Consider the following 17,603-nt stretch of genomic DNA (forward strand, 5'->3'; position numbering starts at 1 on the left):
CTCGGCTCTTTAATTATCGCGGCAAGAAAATTTTAGGAGTTGAATTATTAAATGGCAAAAATGATGGGACCTAGATTTAAACAATCTAGAAGATTAGGTCTTAATGTATGTGGTCACCCAAAAGCTATGAAAAGAGCTCATAAGGGAACTGCAAGAAGTGATAAGAAGTTAACTGAATATGGTATGCAATTACTTGAAAAGCAAAGACTAAGAGCTTATTACGGAGTACTTGAAAAACAATTTGTAAATCTTTTTAGTGAAGCTAAAAAATCTAAAGAACAAACAGGTCCAACACTTGTACAGTATTTAGAAAGAAGATTGGACAACTTAGTTTATAGAATGGGATTTGCAAGCTCCATAAGACAAGCAAGACAAATGGTAACTCACGGTCATATTACTGTAAATGGTAAAAAATTAAATATACCTTCATACAGATGTGATGCAGGAGATGTTATCGCTCTTTCTCCAAGAGGAAAAAAGGCTGAACTTTTCAAAGAGAACTATGAAACTGCTTTCGTATCATCTTATCCATATATATCTAAAGATGAAGATTTTAAAGCTACTTTGGTTTCTATACCTAACAGAGAAGATATACCTATAGAAATAGATGACCAATTAATCGTTGAGTTTTACTCAAATATGTAATAATAAAAGTGATGAAATTAAAACCCAAGTTTCATCACTTTTTTACTTATTAAAATTAAGATAGGAGTGTTTGTTTTGACAAATAACCAAGAAAATTACGTTAAGTTAATTACTTCCTTTGATGAATTTAATTTAAATTCGATTATTGATTTACTCAAAGATAGTGATATTCCCTATAAATTAACAAAAGATAACAGTGAGGCTAATCTAGAGGTAATTAATGAAATAAATCTATCATCAACTACTATATTAGTTCCTCAAGACTTTTTGTTAAAGGCTCAAGAAATAATAAATCTAATTTTTAAAATAGATTTCAATAGTAATATTTAAAAAACCAAAGCTAAACTTTGGTTTTTACTTTTCTTCTATAAAATTACTTTCATCTGACCACAATCTCTCTAAGTCGTAGTATTCTCTTTCTTCCTTATGAAAAATATGGACTATGATGTCTGAATAATCTAAAATAATCCATCTCATAGAGTTTTTACCTTCTAAATTATCAATACTGTATCCTGCTTCAAGCATCTTTTCTTCAATTTCATCTGCCAATGCACTTACCTGACTTGAAGAATTTCCGCTTACTATTACGAAGTAATCGGCTATTGAACTAAGTCCATTAATATCTAAAACCTTAATGTCTATTCCCTTTTTATCTTCACAGGATTTTACTATAATATCAAGTTTTTCTTTTACCATATTCTCTCCTTATTTTAAACCAATTTCCTTTAACATACTATTTGCTGACCCTTCATCTAAAAAGAAATAAGAAACCCCATTTCTATAACTTGGACTTCCAGGCAAAGTCTGGGTTGAAATATTTTCCTTGGACAGCTTTCTTAAGTTTAATCCTATCTTAACTACTTGAGAAAAAGGAAGATTTGTCAAAGTGTTTTTATCATAACTTCTCAGAAGCATTGGAGCTTTTAAGATTGATGCCGGCGACTTAAGTTTATCTAAGAAAGATGAAACAAATTGCTGTTGTGCTTGAACTCTTCCCAAATCCGCATTTGCATAGCCCCTATATCTCAAAAACTGCATGGCACTATTACCATTTAAAGTTTGAGGACCTTTAGCAAGCTGAATATCTAAAGGCGGATCTGCCCATTCGTCCTTGTAAACCATATCCTGAGGTACGTCAACATCAACTCCTCCAATAATATCCACTATATCTCCGACAAATTTATAACTTACTGTAACATAGTATTCAATATTGGTGCCAAGTAAATTATTAACACTGTTTAAAGTAAGCTCAGGACCACCATAGTTATAGGAGTGATTGATTTTCTGTTTCTTATAACCTTCAATTGATGCATAAGTGTCTCTTGGTACAGAAATTAAATCAACTTTTCCCGTATCTAAATTCATATTAACAACCATTATAGTATCAGATCTTGAACTGTTTTCAGTACTTGTGTCTAAGTTGTCCACGCCCAACATTAAAAAAGAAACATTTTTATCTCCGTTACTTACTTCAGAGAAAAAATCCTGTGGGTTTTCAATATGATTTTTTACTACAAAAAAACCTATTGACCCTACAAATAATAATATTATTACAAGAAAAGTTGTAAAAAAAGCTTTAAAAAATCTTCCCATCTTCCATCTCCAGTATAAAATTTCTTGCTTTAACTGTATCTAATACAATATAATCGTTAGATTTACACAAATGACTTAAAGTATTATTTAAACTAAAATATACTGCATTATCTAAATTTACCTTGGCCAATTCCCTAGCTCTCTCCACTCCGTTAAAATTTCTCATAGGTTCAATATAATCTGCAAGAAAAACAATTTTTTCTAAAAGTGTCATACTCTCTCTACCTGTAGTATGATACCTTATAGCATTTAATATCTCTTTATCTTTAACTCCATATTTCTTTTCAGCAATTATTGCACCCAAATAACTATGAATTATTTGAGGAGCAGCCTTCATTTCTTTTGTCAATTTTAAATCATATTTCCTGCATTCCTCAATAAGCTTATCATAATCTTTTATTTTAGCACAGTCATGATAATAGGCGGCAATCTTTGTTTTTTCTAAATCAGCACCATAGATTTGTGCTAATTCTTTTGCTGTATCAACTACTCTTAAAGTGTGTTTAAATCGTTTTTCGCCAATTCTATTAATAATGTCTTCTTCATATAAAAATTTCATTTTCAACCTCTATATAGATTATGCTCATTAATATAATTTATTACCTTATCAGGCAATAAATACTTAACTGATTTTTCATTTAAAATTCTATTTCTAATATAAGTTGAAGATAAATCACAAAGTGGTGGTTTTATTATATTTACCTTTGTTTCAAATTCCCTTCTTAAATAATCCATTTCCATATCAAAGACTTTATTTAAATTAAATTCAGGTCTAAGAGCACAGATAAACTCCACCTCTTTAGATAAAATACCTATTTCTTTCCAAGTTTTTAATTGAAATAAAATATCTGAACCTATAATAAAGTAAAATTTACCATCAAAGCTATCATTTAATGCACTTACTGTTTCCACACTATAACTATATCCGTCTTTTTTTGTTTCAATATCAGATAGTATAAAATTTTCATTAGCTTCAATAGCCAATTTTACCATTTCAAATCTCAGTTTTGCATCTGTATAATTTTCCTTATGAGGAGGGTTTCCAGTTGGAATAAATATAATTTTATCCAAACCAAATTCATCTATTGCATACTCTCCCACAATTAAATGAGCTATATGAATAGGATCAAAGGTACCTCCCATTATTCCATATCTCTTCATCACAATTCAATCTTCTTATTTTCTTTAGATTCTCTATATATAGTTAACTTATTTCCAATTTGTTGTACAAACTCTGAATTTGTACTATCTGTTATCTCTTCTGTTATATCCCTTGCAAACAAAGGAGAGTTTTTTAACACTGAAATTTTAACTATTTCATGAGCCTCTAACAATTCATCAATTTGTTTAATTAAACTATCTGTAATTCCATTTTTACCTACTTGTATAAGTGGTTTAGTATTATTAGCAATGGATTTCAGATAAGAACGTTGCTTTCCTGTAATCATAAATACCTCTATTCAAAAAATTCAAATTCATATTCTAGAATAAATACGGAATCTCCCTCATCTATTCCTAGTTCCTTTAACTTATCAATTACGTTATTTTTTCTTAAATTTTCTTGGAAATACCTTAATGAATCTATGTCTTCAAAATTTGTAGAATGCATTAACTTTTCAATATATGGTCCATCGACTTTGAACTTCCCATCTTCCATATATACTTGAATTCCCTCTTCTCTTTCATAGGTTTCAATATATTCTTCATCATAAGTTTCATATTCAAAATCATAATTTTGAAGTTCATTAAATACATATTTCATTAAATCTTGAAGATTTTCAGTTGTTGCAGCACTTCCTGAAAATATTTTATAATTTTCACCTAATTCATTTTTAAAAAGTTCCAAATTTTCTTCTGCTCCCGGAATATCCATTTTATTAGCAAAAATAATTTGAGGTTTTTCTGAAAGTTTTTCATTGTAATTTTTCAATTCCGCATTTATTTTATAAAAATCTTCTATGGGATTTCTTCCCTCAGAGCCGGATATATCTAGGACATGGATTAGCAACTTGGTTCTTTCAACATGTTTTAAAAATTCATCTCCAAGACCAAGTCCTTCACTTGCCCCCTCAATTAAACCCGGAATATCGGCAATTACAAAACTCATTTCCGGTCCTAAGTTTACAACACCTAAATTGGGTTTAAGTGTTGTAAAATGATAGTTGGCAACTTTAGGTTTTGCCGCTGAAACTACAGACAACAAAGTAGATTTTCCAACGTTTGGAAAACCTATTAAACCAACATCTGCAAGTAACTTCAATTCTAAAATTACTTCTCTTTCCACTCCTTTTGAACCAGCCTGTGCAAAAGAAGGCGCCTGTCTAGTTGAGGTTGTAAATCTTGCGTTTCCCTTACCACCCCTACCGCCTTTAGCAATGATAAATTCTTGATTTTTTTCTTTTAAATCTACTATTACGCCACCGGTTTTTTTATCCTTTACTAAAGTTCCAACAGGTACTTTTAAAATAATATCTTCTCCGTCTTTACCAAATTGTTTTTTACTTCTACCATTTTCTCCATTTTGAGCTTTATATTCTCTTTTATATCTAAAGTCCATTAGGGTGTGTATACCTTCATCGGTTTTAAAGATGACATTACCGCCATCTCCACCGTCTCCTCCGGCAGGGCCGCCTGCAGGTTCATACTTTTCTCTACGCCAAGCTACTGCACCGTCTCCGCCCTTGCCTGCTTTTAATTTTATTGTTGCAACATCTATAAACATAAATTCACCTTTAATTATAATTTATAATATTATATCACTTATAATTTAAAATTACTTTTACATTCTACTTAAAATATCAAGGATATATCTAAGTTTACATAAAATAAAGTCGTAGCAAGCTACGACTTTTTTCCTATGCTAATTCTTCTGTGTAAACACTGACTACTTTTTTATTGCCTCTTCCCTTAGTTTCAAACTTAACACGTCCGTCAGCAACTGCAAAAAGTGTGTCATCTCCACCACGCATTACATTTTCGCCTGGATGGATTTTAGTACCCCTTTGTCTTACAAGAATATTACCAGCTATTACAAATTGTCCGTCACCTTTTTTAACTCCCAATCTCTTAGATTGAGAATCTCTTCCGTTTTTAGAAGAACCTGCTCCCTTTTTGGAAGAAAAAAGTTGTAAATCAAATTTAATCATCATTGCACCTCCACTATCTCTAATTTTATATATTTAGAAAACTGTGCTTCCAATAATTCCAAACCTTTTATAACAAAATCAAAATTAGTTTGGACCTTTATATCATTTTCTTTATTATCTTTTAAAATTATCTTTAAATAACCTTTATCTTGTTTTGAATCTATATACTTATTTTCAACTATAGAATTATCAACTAAATTGAAATAAAATGTCTGTGTTAAAATTGATACAGCTGCACATACAATATCATATTCGCCATTCCCAAAATCCGCATGTCCCTTTGATTCAAATCCAAAATAATTATTATTTCTCTTATATAACTTAACTTCAATCATTAGTTAATATTTTCTATTTCCACTAATGTAAAAGGTTGTCTATGACCTTTTTTCTTTCTTTCATTCTTTTTAGCTTTATATTTGTAAACAATAATCTTTTTATCTTTAGCTTGAAGAAGAATTTTCGCTTCTACCTTAGCTCCTTCTACGTATGGTTTTCCAACTTTTAAGTCATCTCCACCAACTAAAAGTACTTTATCAAAAGTTACTTTTTCACCTTCTTCACCGTTTAGTTTTTCAATTTTTACTTTATCTCCAACTTTTACAGTGTATTGTTTACCGCCTGTTTCTATAACTGCGTACATTTGTAGCACCCCCTTAAATTATAAGACTCGCCATTGTAGGTAATTACTTTTAAACCATACTCTGTGCGGTTACATTTAATTATACTAACACATTCTAAGGTAATATGCAACGAAATTATTGAAATTTCTTCATATATAAAGGTGGTACTAGACCACCTTTCAACTATTCTACAATTTTTTTAGAATCAATTTCTTCTTTTAACATTTTAATAAAGTCTTCTACTCTAATATCTTTTAATTCTTCTCCGTTTCTCTTTCTGATAGAAAGATTTTTAGAGTTTACTTCCTGTTCTCCAATTACTAACATATAGTTTATCTTCTTTAATTGAGCTTCTCTAATTTTATATCCGACTTTTTCAGCTCTTGCATCTAGGTGAACTCTAATTCCAGCTTCTTTTAAAGCATTCAAAACTTCTTCAGAATACTCCCTAAATTTTTCAGAAACCGGGATAATTTCTACTTGAACTGGTGATAGCCACAATGGGAATTTCCCTGCAAAATGTTCAATTAATATACCCATAAATCTTTCTATAGAACCAAAAAGCGCTCTGTGTAACATTGCCGGTCTTGCTTTTTCGCCCTTTTCATTAATATAAGTCAAATCAAAGTTTACAGGCATTTGGAAATCTAATTGAATAGTACCGCATTGCCAAGTTCTTCCTATGGCATCTTCAAGGTGGAAATCTATTTTAGGACCGTAAAAAGCGCCATCACCCTCGTTTATTATATATTCCATATTTCTTTTTTCAAGAGCGTCCTTTAAACTTTTTTCAGCTATATTCCAAGTTTCAATATCTCCCATAAAATCCTCAGGTCTTGTTGATAACTCTACACTGTATTTAAAACCAAAAGTTGAATAAAGGTAATCTGCCAAGTCTATCATTTTAAAAACTTCATCTTCAATTTGTTCCGGAAGACAGTATACGTGAGCATCATCTTGAGTAAAAGCCCTAACTCTAAATAGCCCATGAAGTGCCCCTGATAGCTCATGGCGATGAACCTGACCGTATTCAGAAAGTCTAATCGGAAGTTCCTTATAAGAGTGAGGTGATGAAGCATAGACAATAGTTGATCCCGGACAGTTCATAGGTTTAATTGCATAATCTTCGCCATCTATTTTTGTAAAGTACATATTTTCTTTATAATGGTCCCAGTGTCCAGATCTATGCCATAAATCTTCATTTAAAATAATAGGTGTTAATATTTCACCGTATCCATTTTCAATTAATACATTCCTCCACCAATTTAAAAGTTCATTTCTAACAGTCATTCCATTTGGATGGAAGAAAGGAAATCCCGGACCTTCTTCATGAAGTGAAAATAAATCCAATTCTCTTCCAAGTTTTCTATGGTCTCTTTTTTCAGCCTCTTCAAGTCTTTCCAAATATTCATCAAGTTGTTTTTTCTTTTCAAAGGAAATTCCATAAATTCTTTGGAGCATTTTATTTTTTTCATCGCCTCTCCAATAAGCTCCAGCTATTGAGAGTAGTTTTACAGCTTTTATATTCTTTACACTTTCAAGGTGTGGTCCCTTACATAGGTCATAAAAATCACCTATTTTATATACTCCAACTTCATCATCTTCAATTTCAGAAATTAATTCCAATTTATAATCTTGATTGGATTCTTTGAAAAATTCCAAAGCTTCTTTCTTAGTCATAGAAAGTTTTTCAACCTCATAACCTTCTTTTATAATACTTTTCATTTCAGCTTCTATTTTTTCCAAATCATCAGGAGTAAATCTGTGTTCAATATCTATATCATAATAAAATCCATTTTCTATAGACGGACCTATGGCAAATTTTGCATCTTTAAACAAATTTTGAATAGCATAGGCCATTACATGGGAAGTAGTGTGCCAAAAAATTTGTTTTCCCTCTTTATCTTCAAATTTAACAACTTTAAACTCTGCGTCCTTGGTTACTAAATCTTTCATTCCCAAAATTTCTCCATTTACTACTGCTCCTAAAGCAACTCTTGCTAATCCTTGAGAAATATCCATAGTAATTTCTTTTACAGTTTTGCTTTCATCATATATTTTCTCTGAACCATCTGGTAATTTAATAATCATATTTCATCCTCCTAAATAAAAAAAGCCCATCATCCAAAGGACGATAGACCGTGGTTCCACCTTAATTATACTCAAAGGTCTTATCGCGACCTGACGCTTTGTATTACCAAAGTACTCCGGGTTAGTTTTCAAATAGTTTTACTTAAAGAATTTTCAGCCTAGATTCTTCTTTCTAAAAAGATATTATCTATTCTACTCTTCCCATCACCGTAAAAAGTAAGAACATAATAGCATATTTTTTCAAAAAACACAACTACTAATATACTTCAAATATACTTCCAAAATCTTCAATTTCATTATAACTTAAAAACGAATACTTTTCATCATTGATATCTAAAAATTTGATAATCTTCTCATAAGAACTATGACTTTTTAAACTACCTGTAAATACCAGTTCTCCATTTATAAAGCCGGAAGCTCCACCAATAAATCCATAGTTGAAGTTTTTAAGTTTTATTTGTTTATGATCTATTAAAAGTATACTTACATATTTCTTTAACTTTTCATATATTATTCTATCTGATGTAATCAATGAATTTTTACCAACTGCCACATTGCATTTAGTATATCCTTGGGTGACATCAATAAGAGTATACCCCTTATTTTTATAATAATTCAAAATATTTCCATCTGTAGCACTTAATTTATGAATAAATAAATTTTTAAAAACAAGATAATTTAAGGCAATATCCTCTGGATAGTTTCTCTTTAAATTATTTAAAGTGGGAATTAAATTATATTCTTTTAAAAAAGCTCTATAGTATGAAATATTATCCCTATCACAAATGAAGTCATTACTTGATAGTTGACGTATTAACATATCAGGATGAGAATTAAAGGGATAAAGTATATCTTTATTTGGTTTAGTATAAATTAAAGTATAACCTTTGGTTTCAAGATTATACTTAATTTCCTCATTTATTCTACAATCAACAATTAGCTTTTTCATCTCTGTTCATCTCATACATTATTATTGAACTTGCAACATTTACATTTAACGAATCAATACCATCATTCATTGGTATATAAATTTTTTCCTGAGAATAACTTAACATTTCATCACTAATACCCTTTGCCTCATTTCCCATTACAATAACAAGATTTCCATTAAACTTATATTTATAAGATGAAGCTGCATTTCCTATACTTGTACTTACTATTTTAAAATCATTATCCTTTAAAGAAGCTATATCCGCTTTTTCTTCCAATATATATATATCCACTCTGAAAATAGACGCCATAGTTGACCTAATAAGTTTAGGATTATATAAATCAACACATTCCTTTGTTAGAATAACTCCATCTATGGAAAAAGCATCAGCTGATCTTATAATTCCACCTGCATTTCCGGGATCTTTAACATCATCTAATAATATATATCTACCGGTTTTAATTTGCTTTAAATTAGTTTTGTGTAGCTGTTTATAATAACCAATAATTCCCTGACTATTTTCAGTACTGCTAAGTTTGTTAAAAATAGTTTCAGTAAAGATATAGGTACTACAAAGCGAGGAAATTTTTGTAACTAATTCCTTGTTTTTATTATCAGAATAGAAAGTTTCCGACATTGCAACATACTCAGGTCTAGTATACGTTAAAGATTCTAAAATAACTTTTTTACCCTCTACTAAAAATAAATTTTCTATATTCCTATTTTTTTTACTTAACAAAGATTTAAAAAATTTAAAAAATTTATTGCTACTGCTTTTTATCACCAAATTAAATCACTCTTTACAATGTCCTTTTTATATTTTTCATAACTTTTTCTATAAACTCAGAATTCTTTTCTGTTTTTAACATATTCTCTAATATATATTCCGTTATATCTTGAGTAGAATCACTACTCATTACTTTCCTAATTTCTCTGGCAAATTCTAATTCTCTATCATTTAACAGAAACTCTTCTTTTCTAGTACCACTTTTATAAATGTCAATGGCAGGAAAAATTCTACGTTCTGACAGTTTTCTATCTAAATGTACTTCCATATTACCGGTGCCCTTAAACTCTTCAAATATGATATCATCCATTTTTGAACCTGTTTCTATTAAGGCAGTAGCTAGAATTGTCAAACTTCCACCCTCTTCTATATTTCTTGCTGCACCAAAAAATCTTTTAGGTTTATGCAGAGATAGTGGATCCAATCCTCCGGAAAGTGTTTTTCCGCTTGCAGGAGTAACAAGGTTATAGGCTCTTGCCAATCTTGTTAGAGAATCCAAAAGTACTACAACATCCTTTTTTTGTTCCACAAGCCTCTTTGCTCTTTCTATTACCATTTCAGCTATTTTAGTATGATTCCTCGGTAATTCGTCAAATGTTGAATATACAACCTCTCCCTTTACCGATCTCTTCATATCCGTTACTTCTTCAGGTCTCTCATCTATTAATAATACTATTAGATGCACTTCAGGATAATTTTTAGATATGGACGTTGCAATTTTCTTAAGCAAAGTGGTCTTTCCGCTTTTAGGTTGTGAAACTATAAGCCCCCTTTGTCCCTTACCTATTGGAGATATTAAATCAATTATCCTATTTGCAATATCATTTTTATCATTTTCCAATATTAATTTCTGTCTTGGATAAATGGGTGTTAAGTTGTCAAAATAAGGTCTATTAATACATTGGTTCGGATCTTCCGAATTTACACTTTTAATATATATCAAAGCATTATAGTTTTCACCTGGTTTGGAAGGTCTAATTACACCCTCCACTTCATCTCCGACCTTTAACCTAAATCTCCTAATTTGAGAAGGTGATACATAAATATCTCCTTCACCGGGAAGGTAGTTATTTACTCTTAAAAAACCATATCCATCTTGATGAAGTTCCAAAATTCCGCTAACATAATTAATATCTTTCATTTCTTCAATTATTTCTGTAGCATTGTCTGAAAGATCATCAACATTTATTACTTCTTCAATCTTCTCTTCATTTTCTTCATAATCATCAAAAAACGTATCTTCATTTACACTTTGTACGTTTAAAATTTCATCTATTAATTCACTTTTTTTATAGTTTTGAGATTTTTCAATATTTAAATTGTCTGCTATTTCTCTAAGTTTTGATAAGGTCATATTATTTAACTTGTTAATGAAATGATCCTTTTGTTCTTGATTTGACTGTGCTTCTAAAATATAATCTACTAATTCTTCTTTTTTAAGTTTATATGACTGAGATACTCCCAAATCACTGGCAATTTCTCTTAACTCTGTAACTTTATAATCTTCAAGTTCATCTCTTTTATAATCTACCACTATTGGCTTCTCTCCATTTACAATATAATTATAATAATCTCCTCTATTTAAAGAACTGTGGTCTTTCAATCCCATAGATATAGCTATATTACGCAAATCATCAATGGACTTATTTAAAAGTACGTCTCCATTCTCTTCACTAGAGCTTTCTGTTGTTTTTATATCTTTCAAAATTTCCTCCATTATTAACATTAATGGTCAGACTCAAAGGAGTCTGACACCTTATTTTGCATAATCCGGTTTTTGAGAAAGTTTATGGTTTGACTTTATAAACCTTACAGTCCCACTTGGAAGTCTAAGTACTAAAGTTTCTGTTTTAGCTCCATCTTTTCCATAATACTTTACTCCGTCTAAAATCTCACCCTTTGATACTCCAGTAGCTGAAAAAATCACATCGTCACCCTTAACTAAATCATCAATATAGTATATTTTTTCTAAGTCACTGTGAAACTCGCTACATCTCTTTTTCTGAGCATCATCAGTTGGATTTAATCTGCCTTGAAAATCTCCTCCCAAGCACTTTAAAGCTGCCGCAGCTATAACGCCCTCAGGAGCTCCACCTGTTCCAATCATCATGTCAACTCCCGAATCATCAAAACAGGTCTCAATTGCAGTTAAAATATCTCCATCAGAAACTTTTTTAATCCTGGCTCCAATTGATCTAATTTCACTAATGATTTTATCATGACGCGGCCTATCTAATATTGCAACAGTTATATCTTCCACATTTTTATTAAGTGCATCTGCAACTCTTTTAATATTATTTACAGGAGAATCATCTAAACTTATCATTCCTTTAGCTTTAGGACCGCAAGCAATTTTATCCATATATACATCAGGAGCATTTAATAAACATCCTTTAGGCGCAACTGCAACTACTGCTATTGCATTATTCATACCGTTAGCTATAGATGTAGTTCCATCAAGAGGATCTACAGCAATATCAACTTTATCAAATTCATCGCCTTCTTGACCGATATGCTCGCCAATATATAGCATCGGTGCTTCATCTATTTCTCCCTCGCCTATTACTACTACTCCATCTATTTCCACAGTATCAAACATTCTTCTCATTGCATCTACTGCTGCTTTATCAGCAGCATTTTTGTCTCCCTTTCCCAAAAACTTACCTGAAGAAAGAGCTGCCGCTTCAGTAACTCTTGCAATATTTAAAGCTAAATTTCTATTCATTTAAAAATCTCCTTTTGTTTCTACCTTTTCAAAATCCTTTAAAAAATTTTCCAATCCAGTATTAGTAAGTGGATGTTTAACCATTTGTTTAAAAACACCATAAGGAACAGTTGCAATATCAGCTCCATTTAAAGCACACTCTCTAACATGGACAGTATTTCTAATACTTGCAGCTATAATTTTAGTTTGTACATTGTATAGATTAAAAATTTCTTTTAATTCAGAAATTAAAAGCATTCCATCTTGCCCAATATCATCTAATCTTCCTATAAACGGACTGACATAAGTTGCTCCTGCACTGGCAGCCAGTAGAGCTTGATTAACAGAAAAAACCAACGTAACATTTGTTTTAATATTTTCCTTAGATAATAACTTTACGGCTTTAAGTCCCTCTTCCGTCATTGGAATCTTAATAATAATATTTTTATGAATTTTCGAAAGTTCTCTGCCTTGTTTTACCATTAAATCGCTTTCTGTAGCAGTTACCTCCGCAGATATAGGACCATCTACTATTTCAGTTATTTCCTTTACCACATCTTCAAAAATTCTACCTTCTTTTGAAATTAAACTTGGATTTGTTGTAACTCCCGATAAAATTCCCCAAGAATTAATTTCCTTAATTTCATCAATATTTGCCGTATCTATAAAAAATTCCAAATTTTCAACCTCTTTTCTTTAATATTACTACTGCCTCTGCAGATATTCCCTCTTCCCTACCTACAAAGCCTAACTTTTCTGTTGTAGTAGCTTTAATAGATATGTTTTCTACATCTGTTACTAAGATATCTGAAATTATATTTTTCATACTTTCTATATAACCCTTAAACTTAGGTCTTTCTGCTGCAATAACCGAATCTAAATTTCCTATTTCATAACCTTCATCTACCATAATTTCATATATTTTCCCTAAAAGAATTTTTGAATCAATATCTTTATAAGCTTCATCAGTATCAGGAAAGAGCTTGCCAATATCGCCTAGATTTAATGCTCCTAAAATTGAATCCATTATAGCATGGATTAAAACATCAGCATCTGAGTGCCCTAAAAGTCCTTTTTCATGTTTGATTTCTACGCCCCCAACTATTAATTTTCTACCTTCTACAAGCTTATGAACATCATAGCCAATGCCTATTCTCATATATCCTCCTCTATATTGTATTCTCTACATATTGCTTCAGCAATAATTAAATCCTCAGGAGTAGTAATTTTTATATTATTATAATCATTTAAAATTAAAGTAACTTTTTTTCCTGTTTTTTCCACTAGAGAACAATCATCTGTTCCATAATACCCCTCTTCAAAAGCCTGTTCATAGGCTCTTTTAATAATTGGTTTTAAAAAAACCTGCGGAGTTTGAATTGCCCACAACCTATCTCTATTAGGTGTATAATCTACAATTTTCCCATTTGTAGAAACTTTAATAGTATCTTTAGCAGGATTAGCTAAAGTACAGGAACCTGTTTCAAAAACCTTCTCTATGGCGCTATTAATTTTATTTACACTTACAAAAGGTCTTGCTCCATCATGAGTAAGCACAATATCGGTTTCTGCAGGCATATTTAACAAACCGTTATAAATGGTGTCTTGACGCTCTTCTCCTCCATAAACTATTTTATAAGGTTTATTGATTTTATATTTATTTAAAATTTCACTTACATAGTAAATATCCGATTGTTTAATTAACAGTAAAATAAAATCCACATACTTAGAAGCTTCAATTTTTTTTATTGTATAGGATAAAACCGGTGAACCATTAATTGATAAGAACTGTTTATTAATTGGGTTTTTCATCCTTTTACCCATTCCTGCAGCAGCTATAATGGCAGTTACATAATTATCTTTATACATAGCTACCTCCTATTTATTTAACTGCTTTAAAGAATAATCTATTAGTTCTCCACCTAGAGGTGCAGCAACTTCTCCGGCCAATTTATCAACATCTTTTACTACTATCGCCACACATACTTGAGGATTATCTGCAGGTGCAAAACCAACGAACCAAGTAGTATTCATTGTACTGGAACTTTGAGAAGTTCCCGTCTTTCCTGCCACCTGAGTTCCTCTAACAGAAGCTGCTTTAGCAGATCCCTTATTTACTGCAGATATCATCATATTCTTAATTATCTCGGCATTTTCAGGACTTACCGCTTCTGACAAAACTTCAGGTTCAACTTTTATTACGCTACTTCCATCAGTAGAGATAACATCAGATACCAAGTATGGTTTCATCATATTGCCTCCATTGGCAATTGCTGATGCCATCATGCACATATGAAGCGGAGTAGTAGTTTGATTTTCTCCAATTGCAGCTTCAGCTAAAGAACGGTTCTCAGCTTCTTGATAGTTAAACTTCGACGGTTTTACATTTAAATCAAAGGAAATGTCCTTATTAAACATAAACTTCTCTGATACCTCTCCCAGCTTTTCATTACCCATTTCTACAGCCTTGTTGGCAAAATAGGTATTTACCGAATAGGTAAAAGCTGAATTTAAATTTATATAACCGTAAGCCTTTTGTTGAGCATTTCTAATAGGTAATCCCCCACCAAAACTTTCTTCTCCAGTATCGTGATAGTTTTGATCCACACCTGATTCTAAAATAGCAGCAGATGTAATTATTTTAAATATTGAACCCGGAGCAAAAGAGGATTGAGTAGCTCTATTGAAAAAACTTCCTTTGTTTTGTTCTCTTAAAGCATCAAAATCGGCATCAATATTTTGCAAATTAAAGTCCGGATAAGATACTAAAGAAATTACTTCTCCCGTTTTTGGATTCATAACTACAATAGCACCTTCCCCACCAAAGTCATCGAGAATATCCCTTGACTTTTGAGTAATATTTGTATCAGTAGTCATTTTTACACTGTCTCCGACGTTAGGATCTATATCTTTGTTGAAAAAAGCCTTAATAGCTTTAATAGTTTTATTACCTTCTCTTCCTGAAAGGTATTTATCAAATCTTGATTCAATTCCGGATTTACCATGGACTCTACTATAATATCCCAAAGAATGAGTATATATAGTTGGATAAGAATAATGTCTTTGATAATTACCTTTTTCTCCTTCAGAATATGCAATTACCTCATTATTTCTATCATAAATTGTTCCTCGTCTTATAGATTGCTCTTGTAGTATACCTCTTCTATTAGCAGAATGATCCACAATTGCAGAAGCTTTAAAAATGGTAAAATAACTTAAATAAACCACTAAAGACATAAATAAAACTATTAAAAAAACTAAAAGTATTAATATTTTTTTATTTTCTTTTAATTTCATTTCATACCTCATTCATATTTATAGGATAGATCTTCACTGGCTACTTGAAGTACAGCCAAGGCAATAAAACTTGAAATCATAGAAGAGCCCCCTGCAGAAATAAATGGAAGTGTTAAACCTGTCATTGGAATTAACTTAACAACTCCCCCTATGTTTAAAAAAGTTTGAATTGCAAATAATATTGAAACCCCAATGGCCAATATCCTATAAAACTTATACTCTTGATTCATTGCAATTTTTATGCCTCTATAAGTCAATAGCATAAATAGCATTATAATACCTATCCCGGTAAAAATACCCATTTCTTCGCAAATCACCGGAAATATAAAGTCAGATTCCGAAACCGGAATTAATTTTGGATATCCCAGTCCAATTCCGGTTCCAAAAAAACCACCTTCCGCTATTGCAAAAAGAGATTGCACCAATTGACTTCCGGTACCATAAATTCTGTCTTCAGTCCATGGATTTAGCCATATTGTAACTCTTGACCTAACATGGCCAAATAAAAAATATCCCAAAAAAGCACCGACAACCATTAAAATAATGTTTGCCAAAATCGCCTTTCTTTCTTTCTCATAGATAAATTGAATTCCTGTAAAAATAGCTAGAAAAATAACTGCAGTACCTAAATCTTTCTGCAAAAATAACAAACCTATTAAAAAATAAACAATACCCATTAACAAATAGGGTTTAAGCTTAAATTTATCATCAATTCTATATTGGAAAGTTGTATAATATGAGGCAATTAAAAAAATCAATACAAGTTTTGTAATTTCTGTGGGCTGGATTGAAACAGTTGAACCGATATAAATCCAGTTCTTTGCCCCTCCCTTTTCAGTACCGAAAACCGCAGTAATTAAAAAAAGGAATATTGAAATACCCAGATATATTAACGTTAACTTTTCCAGTTTCCTCAAAGCTCTTAAGGCAAAATACGATATATAAAAAACCGTAATTCCTATAAGGGCCCAAACTAGCTGTCTAATTCCCGAATCCGGATTTATTCTATAAATTGTTACTATTCCAATTGTCATAAGCATGGAAACAATTAAAAAGAGATAGTTATCCCCTGTGGATACCTTACCTAAAATAAAATTTGAAATATAAATTATTAATATTATTCCTAAAAATAACATTATAATGTATTTGTCAATATGTTTATTATTAAATAGAAAAAGCAAAAAGACTACTAATAATTCAAACATTAAAAGCAAATCTCTTGGGCGTCTTGTCCTTAATACTAAATCTAACATTTTACCCCCTATTATCTACAAAGATAAATTGAATTAATCCGATTCCCAACCTATCTCCATTTTTCAATTCAATTATATCTTCAACCTTTTCTCCATTTAAGAAAGTTCCATTTGCAGAATCTAAATCTTCTAGAAAAAAAGAGTTTTTGCTTTCAGTAATAACTGCATGGTTCTTACTTACAAAGTTATCTCTAATGGATATACTAGCTCTTGATGACCTTCCAATAGTAACTTTTCCCTTTAAAATGTAGTATTCTTGCATTTTAAAATCCAAAGTATCTAATCTGTTTACAACTTTTAAATAAGCTGCATCAATGGAAGAACTCTTTTTATTCATAGTTTTAATATCTAGATACATAAGCCTTAGAATACTTATAATAAAAAGATATATAATTAAAATAAATATATATTTAAAAATTTGTGAAATTAATTCAAACACAGTCACACCTCATATTATTAATCATCAATATAATAACATAAAAATCTTTTAATTAAAACATTTAGCTTGGAATATGATAAAATACTCTTGGTGATTA

At 30.8% G+C, this 17,603-nt stretch carries 22 protein-coding genes and 1 other annotated feature; of the genes, 2 read left to right on the forward strand and 20 right to left on the reverse strand.

Going from position 1 to position 17,603, the window contains the following annotated elements:
• The first annotated feature begins 51 nt into the window (after window positions 1–51).
• Together rpsD and EF514_RS04790 are read left to right on the forward strand one after the other, a co-directional pair.
• Window positions 52–645 carry a 30S ribosomal protein S4 gene (gene rpsD / locus EF514_RS04785; protein ID WP_127724294.1) on the forward strand — a complete coding sequence of 198 codons (594 nt, stop codon included), beginning with the start codon at window positions 52–54 and terminating at the stop codon, window positions 643–645.
• Between the two features lie 75 nt (window positions 646–720).
• Window positions 721–975 (forward strand): putative signal transducing protein, encoded by a 255-nt coding sequence (locus EF514_RS04790; RefSeq protein ID WP_164845547.1) that lies wholly within the window; start codon window positions 721–723, stop codon window positions 973–975.
• A gap of 24 nt (window positions 976–999) precedes the next feature.
• On the opposite strand, the gene rsfS is transcribed toward EF514_RS04790, so the two are convergent.
• The 20 genes from rsfS to EF514_RS04890 form a co-directional block, all read right to left on the reverse strand.
• Window positions 1,000–1,341 (reverse strand): ribosome silencing factor, encoded by a 342-nt coding sequence (gene rsfS, locus EF514_RS04795; protein ID WP_127724296.1) that lies wholly within the window; start codon window positions 1,339–1,341, stop codon window positions 1,000–1,002.
• Window positions 1,342–1,350: 9 nt separating this feature from the next.
• Complete coding sequence (locus tag EF514_RS04800; protein ID WP_127724297.1) at window positions 1,351–2,238, reverse strand: LCP family protein; 888 nt, start codon at window positions 2,236–2,238, stop codon at window positions 1,351–1,353.
• A complete protein-coding gene (yqeK, locus tag EF514_RS04805; protein WP_127724298.1) occupies window positions 2,222–2,797 on the reverse strand; it encodes a bis(5'-nucleosyl)-tetraphosphatase (symmetrical) YqeK in 576 nt (191 codons plus the stop codon). The genes EF514_RS04800 and yqeK overlap by 17 nt, the downstream gene beginning before the upstream one ends.
• 2 nt (window positions 2,798–2,799) lie before the next feature.
• Window positions 2,800–3,399: a nicotinate-nucleotide adenylyltransferase gene (gene nadD, locus EF514_RS04810; RefSeq protein WP_127724299.1), complete on the reverse strand. Its 600-nt coding sequence runs from the start codon at window positions 3,397–3,399 to the stop codon at window positions 2,800–2,802.
• Complete coding sequence (yhbY, locus tag EF514_RS04815; RefSeq protein WP_127724300.1) at window positions 3,399–3,686, reverse strand: ribosome assembly RNA-binding protein YhbY; 288 nt, start codon at window positions 3,684–3,686, stop codon at window positions 3,399–3,401. The genes nadD and yhbY overlap by 1 nt, the downstream gene beginning before the upstream one ends.
• Before the next feature lie 8 nt (window positions 3,687–3,694).
• Complete coding sequence (obgE, locus tag EF514_RS04820) at window positions 3,695–4,960, reverse strand: GTPase ObgE (RefSeq protein ID WP_127724301.1); 1,266 nt, start codon at window positions 4,958–4,960, stop codon at window positions 3,695–3,697.
• 133 nt (window positions 4,961–5,093) lie between these two features.
• Window positions 5,094–5,384: a 50S ribosomal protein L27 gene (rpmA, locus tag EF514_RS04825; protein WP_127724386.1), complete on the reverse strand. Its 291-nt coding sequence runs from the start codon at window positions 5,382–5,384 to the stop codon at window positions 5,094–5,096.
• Window positions 5,384–5,719, reverse strand: coding sequence for a ribosomal-processing cysteine protease Prp (locus EF514_RS04830; RefSeq protein WP_127724302.1), 336 nt, complete (start codon window positions 5,717–5,719; stop codon window positions 5,384–5,386). Before EF514_RS04830 ends, rpmA begins: the two co-directional genes overlap by 1 nt.
• Entirely contained in the window at window positions 5,719–6,024 is a 306-nt protein-coding gene (gene rplU, locus EF514_RS04835; protein ID WP_127724303.1) for a 50S ribosomal protein L21, read from the reverse strand. The genes EF514_RS04830 and rplU overlap by 1 nt, the downstream gene beginning before the upstream one ends.
• A 13-nt stretch (window positions 6,025–6,037) precedes the next feature.
• Window positions 6,038–6,105, reverse strand: a sequence feature (ribosomal protein L21 leader region).
• An 82-nt stretch (window positions 6,106–6,187) separates the two neighbouring features.
• Entirely contained in the window at window positions 6,188–8,095 is a 1,908-nt protein-coding gene (thrS, locus tag EF514_RS04840; RefSeq protein WP_127724304.1) for a threonine--tRNA ligase, read from the reverse strand.
• 256 nt (window positions 8,096–8,351) lie between these two features.
• Window positions 8,352–9,044, reverse strand: coding sequence for a DUF6873 family GME fold protein (locus EF514_RS04845; RefSeq protein WP_127724305.1), 693 nt, complete (start codon window positions 9,042–9,044; stop codon window positions 8,352–8,354).
• Window positions 9,025–9,810: a TrmH family RNA methyltransferase gene (locus EF514_RS04850; protein WP_420836570.1), complete on the reverse strand. Its 786-nt coding sequence runs from the start codon at window positions 9,808–9,810 to the stop codon at window positions 9,025–9,027. Before EF514_RS04850 ends, EF514_RS04845 begins: the two co-directional genes overlap by 20 nt.
• Window positions 9,811–9,826: 16 nt before the next feature.
• Window positions 9,827–11,422 (reverse strand): transcription termination factor Rho, encoded by a 1,596-nt coding sequence (gene rho, locus EF514_RS04855; RefSeq protein ID WP_240649009.1) that lies wholly within the window; start codon window positions 11,420–11,422, stop codon window positions 9,827–9,829.
• A 147-nt stretch (window positions 11,423–11,569) separates the two neighbouring features.
• Window positions 11,570–12,538, reverse strand: a complete 969-nt coding sequence (glpX, locus tag EF514_RS04860) for a class II fructose-bisphosphatase (protein ID WP_127724307.1) — start codon at window positions 12,536–12,538, stop codon at window positions 11,570–11,572.
• Window positions 12,539–13,195: a fructose-6-phosphate aldolase gene (gene fsa, locus EF514_RS04865; protein ID WP_127724308.1), complete on the reverse strand. Its 657-nt coding sequence runs from the start codon at window positions 13,193–13,195 to the stop codon at window positions 12,539–12,541.
• Window positions 13,196–13,199: 4 nt separating this feature from the next.
• A complete protein-coding gene (gene ispF, locus EF514_RS04870) occupies window positions 13,200–13,676 on the reverse strand; it encodes a 2-C-methyl-D-erythritol 2,4-cyclodiphosphate synthase (RefSeq protein ID WP_127724309.1) in 477 nt (158 codons plus the stop codon).
• A complete protein-coding gene (ispD, locus tag EF514_RS04875) occupies window positions 13,673–14,386 on the reverse strand; it encodes a 2-C-methyl-D-erythritol 4-phosphate cytidylyltransferase (protein ID WP_127724310.1) in 714 nt (237 codons plus the stop codon). The genes ispF and ispD overlap by 4 nt, the downstream gene beginning before the upstream one ends.
• Before the next feature lie 9 nt (window positions 14,387–14,395).
• The gene (locus tag EF514_RS04880; RefSeq protein WP_127724311.1) at window positions 14,396–15,814 is read right to left on the reverse strand and encodes a peptidoglycan D,D-transpeptidase FtsI family protein; all 1,419 of its coding nucleotides are present in this window, start codon (window positions 15,812–15,814) and stop codon (window positions 14,396–14,398) included.
• A gap of 8 nt (window positions 15,815–15,822) precedes the next feature.
• Window positions 15,823–17,067, reverse strand: a complete 1,245-nt coding sequence (locus EF514_RS04885) for an FtsW/RodA/SpoVE family cell cycle protein (protein WP_127724312.1) — start codon at window positions 17,065–17,067, stop codon at window positions 15,823–15,825.
• A 1-nt stretch (window position 17,068) separates the two neighbouring features.
• Window positions 17,069–17,506: an FHA domain-containing protein gene (locus EF514_RS04890; RefSeq protein ID WP_127724313.1), complete on the reverse strand. Its 438-nt coding sequence runs from the start codon at window positions 17,504–17,506 to the stop codon at window positions 17,069–17,071.
• Window positions 17,507–17,603 lie beyond the last annotated feature (97 nt).

The organism is Anaerosphaera multitolerans (assembly GCF_004006535.1).
GTDB lineage: Bacteria > Bacillota > Clostridia > Tissierellales > Peptoniphilaceae > Anaerosphaera > Anaerosphaera multitolerans.